Annotated in this window: 16 protein-coding genes; 6 read left to right on the top strand and 10 right to left on the bottom strand. The window is 49.6% G+C overall.

What is annotated here, in order from left to right; translation table 11 throughout:
• Positions 1-25: 25 nt before the first annotated feature.
• The 9 genes from ING2E5A_RS03385 to ING2E5A_RS03345 are packed head-to-tail and all read right to left on the bottom strand — an operon-like array spanning position 26 to position 10,285.
• Complete coding sequence (locus ING2E5A_RS03385; protein WP_071136193.1) at positions 26-763, bottom strand: glycosyltransferase family 2 protein; 738 nt, start codon at positions 761-763, stop codon at positions 26-28.
• Entirely contained in the window at positions 760-1,485 is a 726-nt protein-coding gene (locus tag ING2E5A_RS03380) for a class I SAM-dependent methyltransferase (protein ID WP_071136192.1), read from the bottom strand. Before ING2E5A_RS03380 ends, ING2E5A_RS03385 begins: the two co-directional genes overlap by 4 nt.
• On the bottom strand, positions 1,475-2,698 hold the full coding sequence (locus ING2E5A_RS03375; protein WP_071136191.1) for a glycosyltransferase family 4 protein: 1,224 nt from the start codon (positions 2,696-2,698) through the stop codon (positions 1,475-1,477). Before ING2E5A_RS03375 ends, ING2E5A_RS03380 begins: the two co-directional genes overlap by 11 nt.
• Positions 2,695-3,855 (bottom strand): non-hydrolyzing UDP-N-acetylglucosamine 2-epimerase, encoded by a 1,161-nt coding sequence (wecB, locus tag ING2E5A_RS03370; protein WP_071136190.1) that lies wholly within the window; start codon positions 3,853-3,855, stop codon positions 2,695-2,697. The genes ING2E5A_RS03375 and wecB overlap by 4 nt, the downstream gene beginning before the upstream one ends.
• A gap of 4 nt (positions 3,856-3,859) precedes the next feature.
• Positions 3,860-5,065 carry a UDP-N-acetyl-D-mannosamine dehydrogenase gene (gene wecC / locus ING2E5A_RS03365; RefSeq protein ID WP_071136189.1) on the bottom strand — a complete coding sequence of 402 codons (1,206 nt, stop codon included), beginning with the start codon at positions 5,063-5,065 and terminating at the stop codon, positions 3,860-3,862.
• A 43-nt stretch (positions 5,066-5,108) separates the two neighbouring features.
• Positions 5,109-6,326, bottom strand: a complete 1,218-nt coding sequence (locus ING2E5A_RS03360; protein ID WP_071136188.1) for a glycosyltransferase — start codon at positions 6,324-6,326, stop codon at positions 5,109-5,111.
• Between the two features lie 12 nt (positions 6,327-6,338).
• Positions 6,339-7,166: an MBL fold metallo-hydrolase gene (locus tag ING2E5A_RS03355; protein WP_071136187.1), complete on the bottom strand. Its 828-nt coding sequence runs from the start codon at positions 7,164-7,166 to the stop codon at positions 6,339-6,341.
• Between the two features lie 33 nt (positions 7,167-7,199).
• Complete coding sequence (locus ING2E5A_RS03350; RefSeq protein WP_071136186.1) at positions 7,200-9,341, bottom strand: S9 family peptidase; 2,142 nt, start codon at positions 9,339-9,341, stop codon at positions 7,200-7,202.
• Positions 9,338-10,285 carry an NAD(P)H-dependent flavin oxidoreductase gene (locus ING2E5A_RS03345; RefSeq protein ID WP_071136185.1) on the bottom strand — a complete coding sequence of 316 codons (948 nt, stop codon included), beginning with the start codon at positions 10,283-10,285 and terminating at the stop codon, positions 9,338-9,340. The genes ING2E5A_RS03350 and ING2E5A_RS03345 overlap by 4 nt, the downstream gene beginning before the upstream one ends.
• Positions 10,286-10,417: 132 nt before the next feature.
• On the opposite strand from ING2E5A_RS03345, the gene purD reads away from it, so the two are divergent.
• Genes purD through ING2E5A_RS03330 form a run of 3 tightly spaced genes read left to right on the top strand, consistent with a single transcriptional unit; the run spans position 10,418 to position 13,292 of the window.
• Positions 10,418-11,686, top strand: coding sequence for a phosphoribosylamine--glycine ligase (gene purD / locus ING2E5A_RS03340; protein ID WP_071136184.1), 1,269 nt, complete (start codon positions 10,418-10,420; stop codon positions 11,684-11,686).
• Complete coding sequence (locus ING2E5A_RS03335; RefSeq protein ID WP_071136183.1) at positions 11,683-12,717, top strand: hypothetical protein; 1,035 nt, start codon at positions 11,683-11,685, stop codon at positions 12,715-12,717. The genes purD and ING2E5A_RS03335 overlap by 4 nt, the downstream gene beginning before the upstream one ends.
• 38 nt (positions 12,718-12,755) lie before the next feature.
• The gene (locus ING2E5A_RS03330; RefSeq protein WP_143102521.1) at positions 12,756-13,292 is read left to right on the top strand and encodes a DUF4251 domain-containing protein; all 537 of its coding nucleotides are present in this window, start codon (positions 12,756-12,758) and stop codon (positions 13,290-13,292) included.
• Here the strand turns inward: ING2E5A_RS03330 and ING2E5A_RS03325 are convergent.
• Positions 13,267-14,904: an alkaline phosphatase gene (locus ING2E5A_RS03325; protein WP_071136182.1), complete on the bottom strand. Its 1,638-nt coding sequence runs from the start codon at positions 14,902-14,904 to the stop codon at positions 13,267-13,269. The genes ING2E5A_RS03330 and ING2E5A_RS03325 overlap by 26 nt on opposite strands.
• Positions 14,905-15,049: 145 nt before the next feature.
• Here ING2E5A_RS03325 and surE point away from each other — a divergent pair, with 145 nt between their 5' ends.
• The 3 genes from surE to ING2E5A_RS03310 all read left to right on the top strand — a co-directional run bounded on the left by surE (position 15,050) and on the right by ING2E5A_RS03310 (position 18,084).
• A complete protein-coding gene (gene surE, locus ING2E5A_RS03320; RefSeq protein ID WP_394332592.1) occupies positions 15,050-15,826 on the top strand; it encodes a 5'/3'-nucleotidase SurE in 777 nt (258 codons plus the stop codon).
• Positions 15,827-15,830: 4 nt separating this feature from the next.
• Positions 15,831-16,964, top strand: coding sequence for a lipid-A-disaccharide synthase (gene lpxB / locus ING2E5A_RS03315; protein WP_071136181.1), 1,134 nt, complete (start codon positions 15,831-15,833; stop codon positions 16,962-16,964).
• 103 nt (positions 16,965-17,067) lie between these two features.
• Positions 17,068-18,084 carry a 6-phosphofructokinase gene (locus tag ING2E5A_RS03310; RefSeq protein WP_071136180.1) on the top strand — a complete coding sequence of 339 codons (1,017 nt, stop codon included), beginning with the start codon at positions 17,068-17,070 and terminating at the stop codon, positions 18,082-18,084.
• The last annotated feature ends 9 nt before the right edge of the window (positions 18,085-18,093 follow it).

The raw sequence follows: 18,093 nt of genomic DNA, 5'->3' as shown, positions 1-18,093 counted from the left end.
TTTTCCATTCTCCGGTGAAAGACATCTATTTTTCGGGTTTTATAACCGCTCTTACTATAAACCAGATATGGTGCAGAAAAGTTGAGATCTCTCCGTAATGCTTTACCATGATCCGGTAACGCTCCCTGAGTGAAGCCTTCCGGTTAGCCGTGGTCATCCCTTCATTCAGGTAATTGATCAGCGTCAGGTGGGTATTGTGGATGTAACGGGACTTTTTCATCATGCGGATACACCAGTCCACATCGGCAGAGTAACGATAGTTCAGGTCATAGGGTTCAAAGATCGATCTCTTGACCATAAAAGCCTGGTGACAAACCAACATTCCCTGCTTGAAGCTTCTCCAGGTCAGCACTTCGGGAGCGCTGAGCCGGCGCATGTAGAGGAAATCTCCGCTCCGGTCCACAATAGCCGTCTCTCCATACAGAATATCCGGGTCGAGGGCAGCATCGAAAGAGTTCATCATTTTCTCCACCGTCACGGGCAGATAAAAGGTATCCCCTGCATTCAAAAAGCAAAGATAGTCGCCCGTAGCCATTGCCGCTCCCTTGTTCATTGCATCATACAATCCCTTGTCCGGCTCGCTCACCCATTTCAAGCAAGGGTTTTCCTGCTGCCGTATCAACGCCAAGGTACCATCCTGCGATTTCCCATCCACAACAATATGCTCAATGTGGGGATAGGTCTGCTCCCGGACACTTTTCAGCGTCCGCTCCAGCACCTCTTCGGCATTGTAGGTAACGGTTATGACGGTAAGCGATCTCATTTGCGGGCGTAGATTACAACAAACGGCGAGAGGAATCTACCCTTCACCGGAAAGAGTTTTACGGCATAACTCAACAGTTTCACCCATTTGCGAAGGCGTCTGTTGGCTGGTTTCGGCTCCAGCCAGAGCATCGGTTTTCCCAGATAATCCACCTCCACATCCCTCAATCCGAACGTTTGCATGATCTCTCTCAACCTCGGTATCTCCATCGATGACAGGTTATGTGCATCGAGATTCTCCTTGTCGAACCACCGTTGCAACTTCCCGTTCAACCCGAGGAAATTGGGAATCAACACAAGCAGATGACCATTTTCGGAGAGCAGCTCCACATGCCGTGCAATTACCCCCCACGTATCCTGAAAATGTTCGATAAAACCGGATGAAAAGACCACATCATATTTTCTATCGGAAGTGTATGAGAAGAAGTCTCTCCCGATACAGTTGATCGTATGCTCCGGCAGACCGTGGAACGCTTCAAACCGCCGGACTACGGCAGTATCCATGAAGTGATCGAGAATCGTGATATCAGGAATGCCCTGTTTGAAGAAGTAGGCTGCCGTGACCCCCGGGAAACCGCCGATATCGATAAAGCTCCTGCTCCCGCGAAGCCTGGAGACAAATGGCTCAAAAACCATCTTCCGGGGAATCTTCTCGAATTGGTAATTTGCCCAGTAGCTCTCCCAGTGAGCCAAATTGGTAATCTTGTCGTTACTATTCTGCATAGACTCTCAGGTAACGGTTAACAACTTTCTCTTCGGCATACTCCGACAAGACCTTCTCCCGGGCATTTTCCGAAAGGAGCTGCTGGTCGGCTTCAAAAAGTGTCCAGTGCAGTCCGTTTGCCAGATCGCCTGCATCCTTGTATTTTGCCACATAACCGCTTCTATGGTGATCGATCATTTCGGGGATTCCCCCGGTATTGAAACCAACACAGGGCGTGCCGCAGGCCATTGCCTCCATCAGGGTGTTGGGGAGGTTCTCCTGCAGCGAGGGTGTCACAAAAACATCGGCTGCATTGTAGTATTCAGGCATCCTGTCGGGCGAGATGAATCCGGCATCCAGGCATACTCCCGGCAGCTGTTCTGCAATCTCGCCGCCATTACTTCCAGCGATCAGAAACAACACCCCCTTATCCTTGAGCAGCCTGGCCGCCTCAATCAGATAGTCCACCCCCTTCCGTTTGTCGGATGCCTTTACGGCTGCAAACAATACTATCTTCTTATCTGTTGGCAACCCAAGATTTCGTTTAGCTACCATCTTGTCCCCGGGAGAGTATTGATCCGTATCGATAGGGTTGGGAATGGAGACCAGGTTATGATCTGTCGTAAGACTGCTTCTCTTTGCCTGCTCTTCGAGCCATCTGCTGCAGGCCACGAAACTGATCCTGTCGAGGGAATATGCCGCCCGCTTCTCCTTATAAATCTTGCGGGAAAGATCATTTTTCGACGGACGTTTCAGGTAGGGACAATCTCCGCAAGAGTGATGAAACCGGGTACAGGTTCCGGCATGGTGACAGATTCCGGTAACGGGCCACATATCGTGCATCGTCCACACCACTTTTTTCCCGGAAGCGATGATCTTCCCTATCTCGCAGGTCGACAACATCGCCTGGTTGATCCAATGCAGGTGAATGATATCGGCTTGCGTGAATTGGGGTAGAGTGACAACCGAAACACCTGTAGAGGCGATGGATATATCAAAGAGATAGTTACGCGACAGACAGTTATGTAAAAAGATCTCTCCCCGCTCCCGATAAAAACGGAAATCGTTCATCAGTTTGCACCCACTCCTTGTCACCAGCTCACTATCGGAGCGCTTGTCGCGAACCAGCATCTTCACTCCCACTCCCCTGGCATGGAGTGCCTTCATCAACCGGAAGGCGGCAATCGCAGCCCCTCCGTTGACATCTGATGTGCTGATAATAAGTACGTTCATACGATCCCAAACATACTGTCAACAATTCGTTTACATGCCAGACCATCTCCGTAGGGATTGGAGCGGTTTGACATGGAGTAGTAATAGCTCTCGTCCGACAGCAGACGGGAAGCTTCCGAGAGAATCAAATCGTAATCGGTTCCAACCAGCTTCACTGTCCCGGCTTCCACCGCTTCAGGTCGCTCCGTGGTATTGCGCATGACCAGCACCGGCTTGCCCAGACCCGGCGCCTCCTCCTGTATCCCCCCACTGTCGGTCAGGATCAGGCGGCTCTTTTCCATCAGGCAAACAAACGGCAGATAGTCGAGGGGTTCAATAAAATGGAGATTATCCCTCGTCTCATCGTTGAAGACCTCTCGAATGGGCCCACGCACATTCGGATTGAGGTGCATCGGGTAGACAAAATGGATCTCTGGAAATCTCTTCGACAATGTATCTATTGCCCGGCAGATCTGGATGAATCCTTCACCAAAATTCTCCCTCCTGTGACCGGTAATCAATACCAGGCCGGGGGCAACGCCTTTCACCACTTTCTCAGGCAATCCGTTCCGGATCAGTGTTTCGTGTATCTCCTCGCGGAGTTCTCCATCGGTTTTGATCCGCTGGGTAACCCAGTGCAAAGCGTCGATAACCGTATTCCCGGTCACGACGATACGCTCTTCGGATACTCCCTCGTTCAGGAGGTTCTGCTTGCTTAAAGGGGTGGGTGCAAAATGGCATGATGCGATACGGCTTGTGATCTGCCTGTTCATCTCTTCCGGCCAGGGGCTGTAGATATTGTTGGTCCTTAAGCCCGCTTCGACATGTGCTACCGGAATTCTCTGATAGAAGGCGGCCAGGGCAGCCACCACGGAAGTGGTAGTATCACCATGTACCATCACCCAGTCGGGCTGCGACTGTTGCAAAACATCGCGCATTCCGACCAGGATGCTGGTGGTTATGTCATACAGGTCCTGATTGCTTTTCATCACCTTCAGGTCAAAATCGGGAATGATCTCGAAGAGCCGGAGCACCTGATCCAGCATCTCCCGATGTTGCCCGGTTACACAAACCTGCACCTGGAATCTGTCGGGATGCCGCCGTAACTCTCTGATCAACGGAGCCATTTTAATGGCTTCAGGGCGGGTTCCAAAAACAAGCATGATCTTTTTACGCATAACTTTATCTTTTGAAGATACCGCAGAAATCGAGAATCATCTTGTCATCCCGGTATTCCAGCCTCTTGAACTGGTCGTGTGCTACCAGAAAAGCAACAATATCCGCCTTTTCGTACGCCTCCCTGTAATCGGTAAGCTTAAACACCTTATGCGTTTCGATATTGGGTTCTACAATCAGGAAATCGGCGTTGTTCTGTCCCTGCATCACCTTCGCTACAATATATTTGGCAGGCGACTCCCTCAGGTCTTCGATATTCGGCTTGAAGGCGAGCCCCATCAGCGCAACAACCGGTTCCCGGCCTTCGCGCAAGCTGAAATCCTTCATGGTTAAGAGAATCTTCTCCGAGCACCAGAAGGCCTTGTAATTGTTTATCTCCCTGGCTTTCCCGATCAGTTGCGACTCAATCGGAAAATCGGAAGTGATAAAGTATGGATCCACGGCAATGCAGTGCCCTCCCACTCCGCTACCTGGCTGGAGGATATTCACCCGGGGATGTTTGTTGGCCAGTTCGATCAGCTCCCAGACATTGATATGGGCCTTCTCACAGATAATGGAGAGTTCATTGGCAAATGCAATCTGCACATCGCGCGAAGCATTCTCAGTCAGCTTGCACATTTCGGCAGTACGTGCGTTTGTCTTGTAGAGCGATCCCTTCACAAAACGGCTATAAAAGTCGACAGCTCTCTCCGATGCCATCTCGTCGATTCCTCCAATCACCCTATCATTGTGAATCAGCTCGTAAACGGTATTTCCCGGCAAAACCCTTTCCGGACAATAACTCAGATAGATCTTGCCTTTCAGTTCAGGTCTTTCGGAAAAGATCACTCCCGCCATCTTTTCTGTTGTACCCACTGGGCAGGTCGATTCAATGATGCAGAGATCTCCCTCTTTCAAGTAGGGAAGGATGGTAGAAACGGCCGATTCCACGAATGAGATATCCGGTTCATGATTTCCCTTGAAGGGAGTGGGGACCACAATAACATAAACATCACTCGTCCGGGGTTCGGTAAAAGCTTTAAGGGTTCCGCCGGAGACTACCCTTTTGCAGATCTCCTCCAATCCCGGTTCCGAGAAATGGATCTTTCCCGAATTCACACTATTCACCACCTCAGGGTTGATATCCACACCGGTGACGTCCATACCGTTGTCCGCCGCAATAATGGCTGTCGGCAACCCGATATAACCCAGTCCGATAAAACAAGCTTTCATTTAAGACCTAATAATTAATTTACTACAGAAAAACGGAAATTCCCTAACCGGTGCAGAGCGACAGTATCGACTTGAATGCAGCTATGTATCTGTCGCTTACACTATCCAGATTAACCTTGTCACGGATGATCTCGAAAGAGCGCTCTCCCATTCTTGCCCTCAAGAGGGGATCGTTGAACAGTGCAATGATCTTTTCAGACAGATCCGCCGTGTCGTTCTCACGAAAGAGAAATCCGTTGACCCCGTCACCAACCAGGTCGTGCTCGGTGCCGTCGCAAACCGAACAGATCACCGGCAGGGAAAAAGTCATGGCATCGTTGATGGACAAACCGCCCATGCCAGCCAGCACATAGACCGATGATGCCAGAAGATACCTTCCGATCGTGGCATTATCATATACACCTCCTGTAAAAACGACCCTCTCTTCAATCTTCAAGTCGCGGGCCTGTTTCTTCAGGTTTTCCAGTTCGGGACCATCACCCACGACAAGCAGCTCTGCATCGGGGAACCGCCTCACTACTCTTGAAAAGGCATCAATCAGCAGATCAACCCTTTTCCACTTCACCAATCTCCCTATGTGAATTACACGCCTGCTATTCCGGGGCAGGCAGGGTTCCTCACCGGCAAGCTCTTCTCTTATCCGGAGCAGCTCATCAGAATCGTTTGCGTTGTAGGTGACAAAAACCATCTCCTCTGGTATGTTGTAGGTAGGCAGGATATCCTTGCCTATCGAGGAGTAGACCAGTACGCCATCGGCATGGGAATAGCAATACTTTCTGATCTTGGCGACAAACCACTGCCTTATGCAGAAAAGGAGTCCGTCGCTCAACAGGTTCATATCCTCGTCGAATACCGGATGTTCACGATAGTAGGAGCCCAGTTTTCCATAGGGAGGAACCTGAAAAGGAATTTCGCGCATCACAAACTTTGTGTTGTTCTCCTTGAGCACCTTTCTCAATCGGGGTTGAAAGAAATATTGCAGAAAGAAGGGCCAGCCTGCCACGAGAATATCGGGCTTCTCATCACGAAGAATGGAGACGAGATGTTTGAACCCCGCCTTGTTGAGCACCCCCTTTTTCTCTTCATCCGTTATTACCCGGTAGTTTGCCTCCTCACGGTCGATCACCTTTACCCCTTTCCCGATCATGGCACTTTTTTCCGGAGGAATCACCACAACAATCTCTACACCCTTGTCGACCAGCTTGTTCAACAAAGCATTGGCATAAGGCGGAATTCCACCGAAAACGTACAATACCTTCATTTATAACCCAATTTACAATTCAAATTTCGGAGACAACAGGTTTCGCCTGAAAACGTCAAGGCGAACATTCTCTCCTACCGCAATTCCTTTACGGGCAAGTTCCTCCTTCACCGTTTCATATGCCAGTTCGGGGCTATTGTTGTCGCCACTCAAATGACACAACCAGATATTCCGGAGATGAGATGTACAGGTGTTTGCCAGAAATTCGGCAGCCTGACGGTTGCTCAAGTGGCCCGTGCCGTTGCTGATGCGCTGCTTGAGATAATAAGGATAGCTGCCGCTCCGGAGCATCTCCTCGTCGTAATTACTCTCAATCACCAGGTGGTTCGCCTTGGCGGCGTAATGGCTCAACTCTTCTGTTATTGCCCCTATATCGGTAGCCAATGTCAACTTGTGATTCCCGAATTCGAAAAAAAAACCGGTATTTTCACTACTATCATGCGGAATATCGAATGCAGTGATCCTGAAATCCTCAATCTGGAACGGTTCACCCTTCTCGATGATTCGCCGGCTTGTACCGTTTATGCTGTTTTTCACAAGGGGACAATTCCGGATGCCCCGGTGCACTTTTTCGGTGGCATATACCGGAATATTGAGCCTTTCACCCAAATACCCCGCAGATTTTATATGGTCGTAATGATCGTGTGTCACCAGAAGGGCATAGATCGACGAAAAATCGATACCATGCTCGCCCAATCTTTTTCTGATTACCCGTGGTCCCAGTCCGGCATCAATCAGCATTCCGTAGTGACTGTTGCCCAAATAGTAGCTATTACCGCAACTACCGCTGCCCAAGCTGAAAAAGGAAAATTTATCGCAAGAAAACAAGTTATACTGCATATTTTAATGGACAAAGGTAGCAAAAATTTAGACCTACCGGCAAAAATCGTCGAAGTAGCGCGTGATGTGCTCGTGCAGATGCACCCGGTCCCGTCCTATCATATTATGCTCATGTCCAGGATATATGAAGAAGTCGGGATGCCTACCACTAGCGATTGACGATTTCAGGAACTGCAAGCTATGCTGCATCACCACTACCGGATCCTCATCGCCGTGAATGATCAGCAGTCTCGACTTCAACCTGTCGGCCTTTCTCAGCAGACTCGTCTCTGCGTAACCCTCGGGATTCTCCTGAGGTGTATCCATATAACGCTCACCATACATCACCTCGTAGTAGCTCCAGTCGGTGACCGGCCCGCCGGCGACACCTGCACGGAAGAGATCGGGATAACGCAACAACATATTGATTGTCATAAATCCACCGAAACTCCAGCCGTGAATTCCCATCCGGTCAGGATCCACATAGGGCAGCGATTTCAGATATTCCACACCGCACATCTGGTCTTTTGCCTCCTCCACTCCCAGTTGGCGGTGGGTGACATCTTCAAAGTCACGTCCGCGGAACGATGTTCCCCGGTTATCCATGACAAAAACGATGTAGCCTTTCTGTGCCATATAGGTTTCCCATCCACCCGAACCATATCGCCAGCGATTCTGGACCAATTGTGAGTGGGGGCCTCCATAGACATAAACAACCACAGGATATTTCCGTGCGGGATCGAAGTTTGCCGGTTTAACCATGCGGTAATAGAGATCGGTCTTGCCATCGGCAGCCTTGAGTGTGCCAAGTTCAACAGCAGGCATGGAGATTCCTGCAAAGGGATTCCTTGCGGCAGCAAGCGTAACGGCTCCACCCTTTTTCGAATCGACAAGATCGACCTTGCCTGGATTATCGTGGGCCGTATAACGGGTGACCAGGTATCTTCCCGAATTGCTGACTGTAACGGTATGCATGCCGGGGACGGCTGTAAGCCGGTCGATCTTCCCGTTTTTCAGGTTCACGCGACAAGCATGCCGTTCAATCGGAGTTGCCAGGGTTGAAACAAAGAAGAGCTGCTCTCCTTTCCTGTCAAAACCGATGAGATCGGTCACCTCCCATTCTCCATGGGTTAGTTGCTTCAGCAATCTTCCCGAAATATGGTAAAGGTAGAGGTGATTGAATCCGTCCCGTTCACTTTGCCAGATAAATTGTTCAGGGTTGTTCCGCACAAACAGAACCGGATTTTCAGGCTCTACATATTTCGGATGGGTCTCTTCGAAGAGTGTTTTGTCGAAATCTCCCGTTGAGGCATCATACCGGTTCATTTTCAAGTGATTCTGCTCGCGGTTAAGTTCGGCCACATAGATATGCCTTGCATCTGGACTCCAGGCCACGTTTGTGAGGTACTTCTCCCTCGGCTCACCTGTTTTCAGGTAAATCGTCTGCCTGCTCTTCAGATCATAAACACCGATGGTCACCTCATGACTCTTTTCTCCCGCCATCGGATAGCGGACAGGCTTCTCAGTTGCAATCCGGGCAGAGATATCCACAATAGGATATTGGGCAACCATCGACTCGTCCATCCGGTAAAAAGCCAGCTTGCTCCCGTCGGGCGACCAGAAAATTCCACCATTGATGCCAAACTCGTTCCGATGAACCGACTGTCCAAATACTATTCCACTATTTTCCTCCGAAGAGATTGCAATCTCCTCTCCAGCCGCGTCGATCACATACAGGTTATTAGCTCTCGTATAGGCCATGTAGAGACCGTTTGGTGAGAACTCCCGGTTTTCACTATTTTCAGGAAGGCCGATAAACGATATCACCTGCTTACTCCCCAGGTCATACACTCCCGCCCCATCGGCAGTAAAGAATTTCAGCCGGCCGCTTCCCTCCCTGTCAAAACTTACAGTGGAGACAGTTCTGCCCTCTCTCCCCTCTTCCGGGATTTCACTGAACCGGAAGAGAAATCTCTTTTTCACCGGATCGGCCAGATCTACCCTGAAAACAGAATCACCCCTGAGCATCATCAGTTCATCGCCATGCCATTGATACTGCTCCGCTATCCGTGGAACATATCTTGCATAGTTTTTCCCACCGGGGATAAGTTCGTCCAACGTGAACTGCCGGTTTTGCTGTCCAAACGCAAGGCATGTGAAAACCAGCAACAAAAGGAAAGTGAAACCTCTTCTCATAGTAAAATATATAATTTTTTCACTGCACCATAAAACTCCTTCATCATCTGCTCTGTCACCTTTGCAGCCGGGATAACAGCGTCTATCAGCGACGAAACCTGCCCGATCTCCAATTCCCCATCTTCCAGATCTCCTTCAAAAATGCCCCGTTTGGAACGACCTCGCCCCAACAGTTCACGAAGCTCGTCGGCAGAGGCACCCCTCTCTTCCAACTCCTTTACCTGCTGATAAAACCCATTTTTCACCATCCGGGTGGGACTAACCTTTTTCAACGCAAGTATGGTATCTCCCTCATTCAACGAGATGCACCGCTGCTTGAACGCATCGCTGGCTGAACTCTCTTCGGTTAGCGCAAAACGGGTTCCTACCTGTACTCCTTCAGCACCGAGAGCGAAGACTGCCGCCATCGCTTCACCAGTAGCAATGCCGCCTGCCGCGATTAGTGGCAGATCGGTAACCCTCCGTACTTGGGGGATAAGCGTAAGCGTTGTGGTCTCTTCCCGTCCATTGTGTCCACCGGCTTCAAAGCCTTCCGCCACAATAGCGTCTACTCCGGCCTCGACACACTTCAGTGCAAATTTGGAACCCGACACCACGTGGGCAACTACAATGCCTTCGGCTTTCAGCCTTGCCGTCCAGGTTTTCGGGTTTCCGGCAGATGTAAATACGATAGGTACCTCCTCTGCTATCACGATCTGCATGATCTCTTCAATTTGCGGATACATCAAGGGGATGTTTACTCCGAAAGGCTTGTCGGTAGCCGCCTTGCACTTTCTTATGTGCTCACGTAACGTCTCGGGATGCATCGAGCCTGCGCCAATTAGTCCCAGAGCGCCGGAGTTGCTGACTGCCGACGCCAGCCGCCAGCCGCTGCACCATACCATACCGCCCTGAACAATGGGATATTTTATCCCAAACAATTGGGTAATCCTGTTTTTATCCATAGTACCTGCAAAGGTAGATTTTTTTTCAAAACGTTATCAAGAAAAGCTTTTAGAAGTTTATTGTTTGATTTAATTTTAGTAGTTTTGTAAGCTCAAGAGATGTAACTGTCATAAAACTTCTTCCTGTTGACTATGAACGTATTAATTCTTGGATCCGGTGGACGCGAACATGCTTTTGCCTGGCGTATGCGTAGCAGCAAGTACTTGAACAACCTCTACATCGCGCCCGGAAATGCAGGTACCGCCTCGTTGGGAACTAACGTCCCCATCTCGCCGACAGACTTTCTGGCATTAAAATCATTCGCGTTGGAGAACGATGTGGATATGATTGTAGTGGGACCGGAAGACCCTCTTGTTCAGGGGATTTACGACTATATCCGGAATGACGAGGATATTTGTCACGTTGCCGTGATCGGACCATCCAAAAAGGGTGCTCAGCTGGAAGGGAGCAAAGACTTTGCCAAGGCGTTCATGGGGCGTCACAATATCCCCACTGCACGTCACAAGACGATAACGCTGGAAAATCTTGAGGAGGGAAACCATTTCCTGGAATCGCTGCAACCCCCTTATGTGCTGAAAGCTGACGGCCTGGCTGCCGGCAAGGGAGTATTGATAGTAGAGGATGAAAATGAGGCCAAACGCCTGCTTCGGGAAATGCTCAACGGAATGTTCGGTACAGCCGGAAACAGAGTGGTCATCGAGGAGTTTCTGAAGGGGATTGAATGTTCAGTCTTCGTGCTGACCGACGGCAAATCGTACAAGATCCTGCCTGTGGCGAAAGATTACAAGCGTATTGGCGAGGGTGATTCCGGACTCAACACCGGTGGCATGGGCGCCGTATCGCCCGTCCCTTTTGCTGATGCAACATTTATGGAAAAGGTCGAACAGCGGATAATTATCCCTACCATCAACGGTATCAGGCAAGAGAGGATAGATTACAAGGGCTTTATCTTCTTCGGACTGATCAATGTGGATGGCGAGCCTAAAGTGATCGAGTACAACGTGCGGATGGGTGATCCCGAGACGGAGGTGGTACTGCCGTTAGTCAAATCTGATCTCCTGGAACTTTTTGTTGGTGTAGCCACTGAAACACTCGGGGAGAAGAGAATTGAGATCGACAACCGGTTTGCCGTTACCGTGATGATGGTTTCGGGCGGTTATCCGGGAAATTACGAGAAGGGAAAAGTCATATCAGGAATCGGGGAGATCACAGACTCCATCGTGTTCCATGCCGGCACAACGCAACAGGGTGACGAGACTGTCACTTCCGGCGGCCGGGTATTGGCTGTAACCTCCTATGGAGATACAATCAACGAAGCACTTGACAACTCATACAGAAATATCGGAAAAATCTCTTTTGAAAACAGTTATTACCGAAAAGATATCGGTTTTGATTTATGAAGAAGATTGACTCGTTGCTGGTTAGACATTTCAGGTCTTTTTTCGTGGAATCACGATTTATCACGCTGGTGGTCTCCATCCTGGCCATCGTGCTGCGCTTCCTGATGTTCTTTAACAAGGGTATTCCCGACTATCCCATACTGAATAGCGGTTTTGCCTGGCCATACATCGAGTCGATCTTTCTGGAGAGCCCTCTCGTCTCTTTTCTGTCGAGCACACTCTGCATATTGATTATCTCCTATCTCCTGTCCGAATTGAATGTCCGTTACGGCGTGATCCGCATGCGTACGGTTATGCCCTTCTATATTCCGCTGATTTTTTTCAGTGTCCATCCCGTTTTTCTGAGAATGACCCCCGATCTCCCCGCTCTGATCTTCGTTCTCTGGTCGCTCTTTCCGTTACTGGCATCATACCAGTATCATAATTCACATCGGTTTGCCTATCAGTTTAGTGCATTAATTACCGTTGCCGGGATCTTCCAGATTCACGCGCTGCTCTTTCTCCCTTTGTGGTTAATAGGGCTGTCGGCCATGGGCAGGATCAACTTCCGGTCGTTCAGCGCATCCCTGCTGGGGGTAATCCTGGTTTTCTGGATTGTTTTTGTCTTTTATGTCTTTGGCGACAATATTGCGGGCTTTATCGAACCGTTTAAAGGGTTCGCAAGGATCTATGATTTCACTCAATATCCCGGATACTCCATTCCTCAATGGGGATTTATCGGGACATTGCTCCTCTTTGTGTTTCTTATCATCATGGCAGATAGCAGAGAGATTGTAAGGGAGCGGAGCTTTACCAAGAAAGTATTGATCTTCAGCTCATCGGTAATCCTCTTTTCCATTCTCCTTCAGGTGGTATACCTGAATCAGGCCTTCATCTGGATATATATTATCATCTCATTTCTCTCCATTATCATGTCACATTTCTATACCAATACCACATCGAGGATAGAGATTCTCTCCTACTTCCTTATCCTGGCATTGCTGATTTTCTATTACATACTGAATACCTTTACCGATTTATCGCCCTTTTAACAACAAAAGCGTTCCTTTTCTTGTTTTATCTGAAAAAGATGAACTTAAAAAGAGGAGGAACAATGAAACCGTCGCTATTACATTCACTTATTATTCTATTGTCGATTCTATTGGGAGTGACTGCCTGCGGCACGGCACAAACGGCAGCCGAAAAAGAGGCAATGGCTAGCGAGGTGAGGCAACGCGTGAGTGATGCTGATTTCACTTTTAAGGCTACATACGCCTACCCCACCGGATACAGACAGATCTACCTGTCACCCTTCTACGACGTAAAGGTATCACCCGATACCGTCAGGGTCTATCTTCCCTATTACGGCCGGGCATATGTCGCCCCTATCCATCCTGACGAGGGAGGAATCAAATTCATCAGCACCGATTTCGATTATCAGCTCTATCCCGGAAAGAAAAAGGGAAACTGGCGGGTAGCTGTCCGAACGAAAGATACCGGTCGGGAAATCACACTCAATTTCGATATATGGGAAAATGGAACGGTCCGGCTCCATGTATCGGACCCGAACCGTCAATCTATCTCGTTTAACGGGAAGCTAACTACAGCTTCCCAGCCAACGCCTTAGGCAAATAGAATGTATCGTTCTTGTCGATATAGACTGCTACGGATCCCATATCGAATGGTTTTCCGTTGAGTTTGGCAACTGACGAGAACGCCTTTACCTCCAGTCTATTCTTACCTTTCTTGACCGTCAACACCGGGAAATCGGGATCTTTCTTGTCTACCGTTACTTTAATCTTCTCTCCGGTAAAAACATCGGTATGTCTGGCAAAGATCTCATCGGAGAGCTGTTGCAGTGGCCGATCCAGTCCCAACAGCTTTTGCAGGTATGCGTTCACCTCCACGTTGCGGACATTGCCTCTCAGAATATCACCCTGCGGATGGTAGGATGCCAGAAGGGTCTCTTCACCGGTGTGACCACCCGTAGTGAAACCGAAGCAGGTACGTGAATTCATGATGTTCACGATGTTGTGCGCCATATTGTTGCTTGTGCCCACCTTAGTGTAGTCGCTCTCCTTATAATTCTTCGAGGAGAGCAGGGTCTGCAGCTCTTCATCGGTAATATCGATCCCGGTATACTTCTTGAACTCCGCCTTGATCTGGTCGGGTTTGCAGTTTACCAGGATAGCCTCCAGACCGTTTGCCGAGAGTTTGTAGTTGGATACCGTGCCGAACAGCTGCTCGATCGACAGCTTGTCGTATCCCGGGCAGGACCTCGAACCGATGGTGAGTCCACTGTTCCCATGGTCGGACATGATGACCACTGCGGTATTGCCATCCTTTTCGGCAAATTTCATCACCTCACCTACAGCTTCGTCGAAAGCCAGGTACTCGGTGATCATCGCCACGGCATCGTTGGCATGTGCGGCCCAGTCGACCTGACTACCTTCCACCATCAGGAAGAAACCCTCCTCTTTCCTGGAGAGCAGCTCCAATGCCTTGGCCGTCATCTCTGCAATCGAAGGAACCTGGTCGGGATTGCGGTCCATGGAATAGGGCAACGCCTTGTCACCGAAAAGGGCCCACACCTTTCCTTCACCGTCGTAGTCGAGCAGGGCCTTCCGGTCATTCTGGATGAGACGGGTTCCATTCTCCTTGAAGTGGTTTATGATATCGTCGGTCAGGATGCTGTTCCCGCCGCCAAATACCACATCCATATTCTGGTAGGCCATCTGCGGAGCGAGGAACTTGTAGGCACCGCGGTTATAGTGGTGTGCCGAGAAGTCGGCCGGGGTGGCATGAGGAAACTCACAGGTAAACACCAGTCCCACCGCCTTGTTCTTCAGCATTTTGGCTGCTTCCAGGACGGTCGCTGCCGGCTGATAGGTTCTGCTGGCATCCACCGGATAGATGTCGTTTCCCGGGTCGGCCTCGGGATGAATGGCTACATTGCCAGTCTTCTGCAATATTCCCGTGGCATAGGTAGAGCTGGTAGGAGCCGAGTCTCCGATGGGGGCATTTGAGGAGTGGGTGGTCACCGTTCCAGTGAAATAAGGATCGATAAAGAGCCTATCACCCATCTTGTTATAAAACTTATACCAGCGGGCGGCAGAATATACGCCCACAGAGGTACCATCCGGAATCATCACGATGACGTTCTTTACCGGACGAACTTCCTGTGCAACCAAGCAGGCCGCACTTATCAGAAGAATAAAAAGTAGACTGATTTTTCTCATATACTGAATAAATTGGTATTTTTTCGAGGCCGTAAAGTTAGTAAAATGTTGAGTTTTTCATGACTTTCGACATTTATTTAACGATTTTGTAACATTTCCGGTGTGTGAAAAGTCAGCTAATTTGATTAAGTTTGTCCCTGAAAATATGAAGAGAGTAATAAATAACAGGAAACCTCTTATCCTTGTCACCAACGACGATGGATATCAGGCAAAAGGAATTGTTTCGCTTATTGAAGCGATGAGAGAATTGGGCGATGTAGTTGTATTCGCCCCGGAACTTCACCAGTCGGGCATGTCGTCCGCCATCTCCACCTCACAGCCGTTAAGGAGCAGAATCTACAGACAGGAAGAGGGACTCACCGCATATATGTGCACCGGAACCCCTGTAGATTGTGTAAAACTGGCATTGAACAAGTTTATGGACCGGAAACCCGATCTGTTGGTATCGGGCATCAATCATGGATCAAATGCAGGAATCAGTGTGATCTACTCGGGAACGATGGGTGCTGCCATTGAAGGGTGTATCTTTGATGTACCCTCTTTCGGAGTATCGCTGTGCGAATATGCACACGATGCCGACTTTACCCACGCTTGTAAAGTCGCCCTACGGGTTGCCAAAACTATACTCGATAAGGGGCTTCCAAAAGGAATCTGCCTGAATGTCAATGTCCCTCAGGGGGAAACGAAGGGGATTAAAATCACATCGCAGACACATGGCAAGTGGGTCAACGAATATTTCCAATCTACCGATGGAAACGGGCGCGATGTATTTTGGATAACCGGGAACTTCGAGAATTGGGAGGAGGACAACGAGAATACCGACGAATGGGCGCTGGCCAACGGATATGCCGCGGTTGTACCGGTGAGGATAGACATGACGGCCCACGATCTCATTCCTGAACTGAAAAAATGGGAGTTTTAAAAGGATGAACTATTTTTTGATCGCTGGCGAGGCATCGGGCGACCTTCACGCATCCAACCTGATGCGGTCGCTTAAACAGCTTGACACTCATGCAGATTTCCGGTTCTTCGGCGGTGATCTTATGGCGTCACAGGGAGGAACATTGGTCAAGCATTACCGTGAGATGGCATTTATGGGTATTCTCCCGGTCATCATGAATGCGAGAACCATACTCAACAACATGGAGATATGCAAGAACGAGATTGTTGCTTATCGTCCCGACGCAGTTATCCTGATCGACTATCCGGGCTTTAACCTCAAGATTGCCCAGTTCGTAAAAACCCGGCTGAACATTCCCGTCTTCTACTATATCTCACCCAAGGTATGGGCCTGGAAGGAGTACCGGGTCAAGTCGTTCAGGAAATATGTGGATGAGATGCTTTGCATCCTGCCCTTTGAGGTGGAGTTCTTCAAGAAACACGATTACCGGGTTCACTATGTCGGCAATCCGTCGGTGGATGCAATTGAGCAACGGGAATACAAGGATGAGACATTTGCCGGTTTCATTGCAGCCAATGCACTCCCCGACCGGCCCATCATCGCCCTGCTTGCCGGAAGCCGGAAACAGGAGATCTCCGCCAATCTGCCGGCCATGCTGGAGGCTGTCAGAGGGTTCGACGACTACCAGTTTATCGTTGCCGGTGCTCCTGGCATTGAACCGGAGTTTTACGACCAATTTACGAAGGGGTTGCCGCTGAGGGTGTTGCTTAACCAGACATACCGCATCCTGGCACAATCGCAGGCAGCTCTGGTCACATCGGGTACCGCCACCCTGGAAACGGCACTGCTGAATATTCCCCAGGTGGTTTGCTACCGTACTCCAGTACCCCGCCTCTCCTACTGGGCATTCAAGAATATCCTGCACACCCCCTTCATTTCGCTGGTAAATCTCATCTGTAACAGGGAGGTGGTAAAGGAGCTCTTCGCCAAGTTCTTCACTGTGGATAATATCCGGAAAGAACTGACACAGCTGCTTCACGTGAAGAACTACCGGAAAAACATGCTGGAGAGCTACGCAGAGATGAGACGCATACTGGGTGGCACCGGGGCTTCCGACCGCGCGGCCAAAGTGATCGTGGATAAGCTATGTGGGAAGTAGTTGACAACACCGGACTATTGAAAAAATAATCTTTAATTGCTTTACTTTTTAATCTTTTTTGTTTCCTTTGTAACGGAACAGATGCAGGAAAATCAGTAACGTTATGAAAATAGGAATCTTGACCTCCGGAGGTGACTGTCCCGGAATCAACGCTACCATACGTGGTGTTGGAAAGAGCGCCATCAATAACTATGGCATGGAAGTAATCGGCATCCAGAACGGGTTTTCCGGCCTACTTTACAAGGACGTGATCGATCTGTCGGATGCTTCGCTCTCGGGTATTCTCAATCTGGGAGGAACAATTCTTGGAACCGCACGCGAAAAGGTGTTCCGTAAAAAAATCACCTCTCCCGACGAGAAAGATCAAGAGGAGATAAAGAAATGTTATCACGAACTGGGGCTCGACTGTCTAGTCTGTATCGGAGGAAACGGTACTCAGAAGACCACATGGATGCTCTCACAGCTGGGACTGAACGTTGTGGGTATTCCCAAGACGATTGATAACGACGTGTACGGCACCGATGTGACCTTCGGCTTCGACACTGCGGTCAATATTGCCACTGATGCCATCGACCGGCTCCACTCCACTGCCAGCTCACATCGCCGTGTTATGGTTATTGAGCTGATGGGGCACCATGCAGGATGGATCACCTTGTATGCCGGAATGGCCGGCGGAGCAGACATTATTCTGCTTCCCGAGCTGGGATACGACATGAAAGTGATTATCGACAAGATCAAGAAACGGATGGAGATGGGAAAGGCATACTCCATTGTGGCGGTAGCCGAAGGGATTGAGATACATGGAAGTAGCGAAAGGCCGGCCATGTATTTTGCAAGGGAGATTGAGAAGCAGACCGGATTTGAGACCCGCGAAACTGTTCTCGGATACATTCAACGCGGAGGGACACCCTCGCCGGCAGACCGCATCTTGGGCACCCTGCTTGGAGGACACGCCGCCCAACTCATTCAAGAGCGAAGGTTTGGCAGAATGGTCGCAAAAATCGACAATAAAATCTCGGATGTTCCGCTAAGTGAAGTTGCGGGAAAACTTCGGCTGGTAACCGAGGATACTCCTTTGGTAGTGCAAGGACGGAAAATGGGGATCTCTTTCGGGATCTGACAGCTGTGT

It is taken from the genome of Petrimonas mucosa, from assembly GCF_900095795.1.
Lineage (GTDB): Bacteria > Bacteroidota > Bacteroidia > Bacteroidales > Dysgonomonadaceae > Petrimonas > Petrimonas mucosa.
The sequence above is the reverse complement of the archived record's forward strand: the minus strand, read 5'-3'. Positions and strand labels throughout refer to the sequence as shown.

Bases quoted from the DNA above. Each gene is read 5' to 3' on its own strand.
- ING2E5A_RS03385 (WP_071136193.1), bottom strand. From the start codon at position 763: ATGAGATCGCTTACCGTCATAACCGTTACCTACAATGCCGAAGAGGTG.
- ING2E5A_RS03380 (WP_071136192.1), bottom strand. From the start codon at position 1,485: ATGCAGAATAGTAACGACAAGATTACCAATTTGGCTCACTGGGAGAGC.
- ING2E5A_RS03375 (WP_071136191.1), bottom strand. From the start codon at position 2,698: ATGAACGTACTTATTATCAGCACATCAGATGTCAACGGAGGGGCTGCG.
- wecB (WP_071136190.1), bottom strand. From the start codon at position 3,855: ATGCGTAAAAAGATCATGCTTGTTTTTGGAACCCGCCCTGAAGCCATT.
- wecC (WP_071136189.1), bottom strand. From the start codon at position 5,065: ATGAAAGCTTGTTTTATCGGACTGGGTTATATCGGGTTGCCGACAGCC.
- ING2E5A_RS03360 (WP_071136188.1), bottom strand. From the start codon at position 6,326: ATGAAGGTATTGTACGTTTTCGGTGGAATTCCGCCTTATGCCAATGCT.
- ING2E5A_RS03355 (WP_071136187.1), bottom strand. From the start codon at position 7,166: ATGCAGTATAACTTGTTTTCTTGCGATAAATTTTCCTTTTTCAGCTTG.
- ING2E5A_RS03350 (WP_071136186.1), bottom strand. From the start codon at position 9,341: ATGAGAAGAGGTTTCACTTTCCTTTTGTTGCTGGTTTTCACATGCCTT.
- ING2E5A_RS03345 (WP_071136185.1), bottom strand. From the start codon at position 10,285: ATGGATAAAAACAGGATTACCCAATTGTTTGGGATAAAATATCCCATT.
- purD (WP_071136184.1), top strand. From the start codon at position 10,418: ATGAACGTATTAATTCTTGGATCCGGTGGACGCGAACATGCTTTTGCC.
- ING2E5A_RS03335 (WP_071136183.1), top strand. From the start codon at position 11,683: ATGAAGAAGATTGACTCGTTGCTGGTTAGACATTTCAGGTCTTTTTTC.
- ING2E5A_RS03330 (WP_143102521.1), top strand. From the start codon at position 12,756: ATGAACTTAAAAAGAGGAGGAACAATGAAACCGTCGCTATTACATTCA.
- ING2E5A_RS03325 (WP_071136182.1), bottom strand. From the start codon at position 14,904: ATGAGAAAAATCAGTCTACTTTTTATTCTTCTGATAAGTGCGGCCTGC.
- surE (WP_394332592.1), top strand. From the start codon at position 15,050: ATGAAGAGAGTAATAAATAACAGGAAACCTCTTATCCTTGTCACCAAC.
- lpxB (WP_071136181.1), top strand. From the start codon at position 15,831: ATGAACTATTTTTTGATCGCTGGCGAGGCATCGGGCGACCTTCACGCA.
- ING2E5A_RS03310 (WP_071136180.1), top strand. From the start codon at position 17,068: ATGAAAATAGGAATCTTGACCTCCGGAGGTGACTGTCCCGGAATCAAC.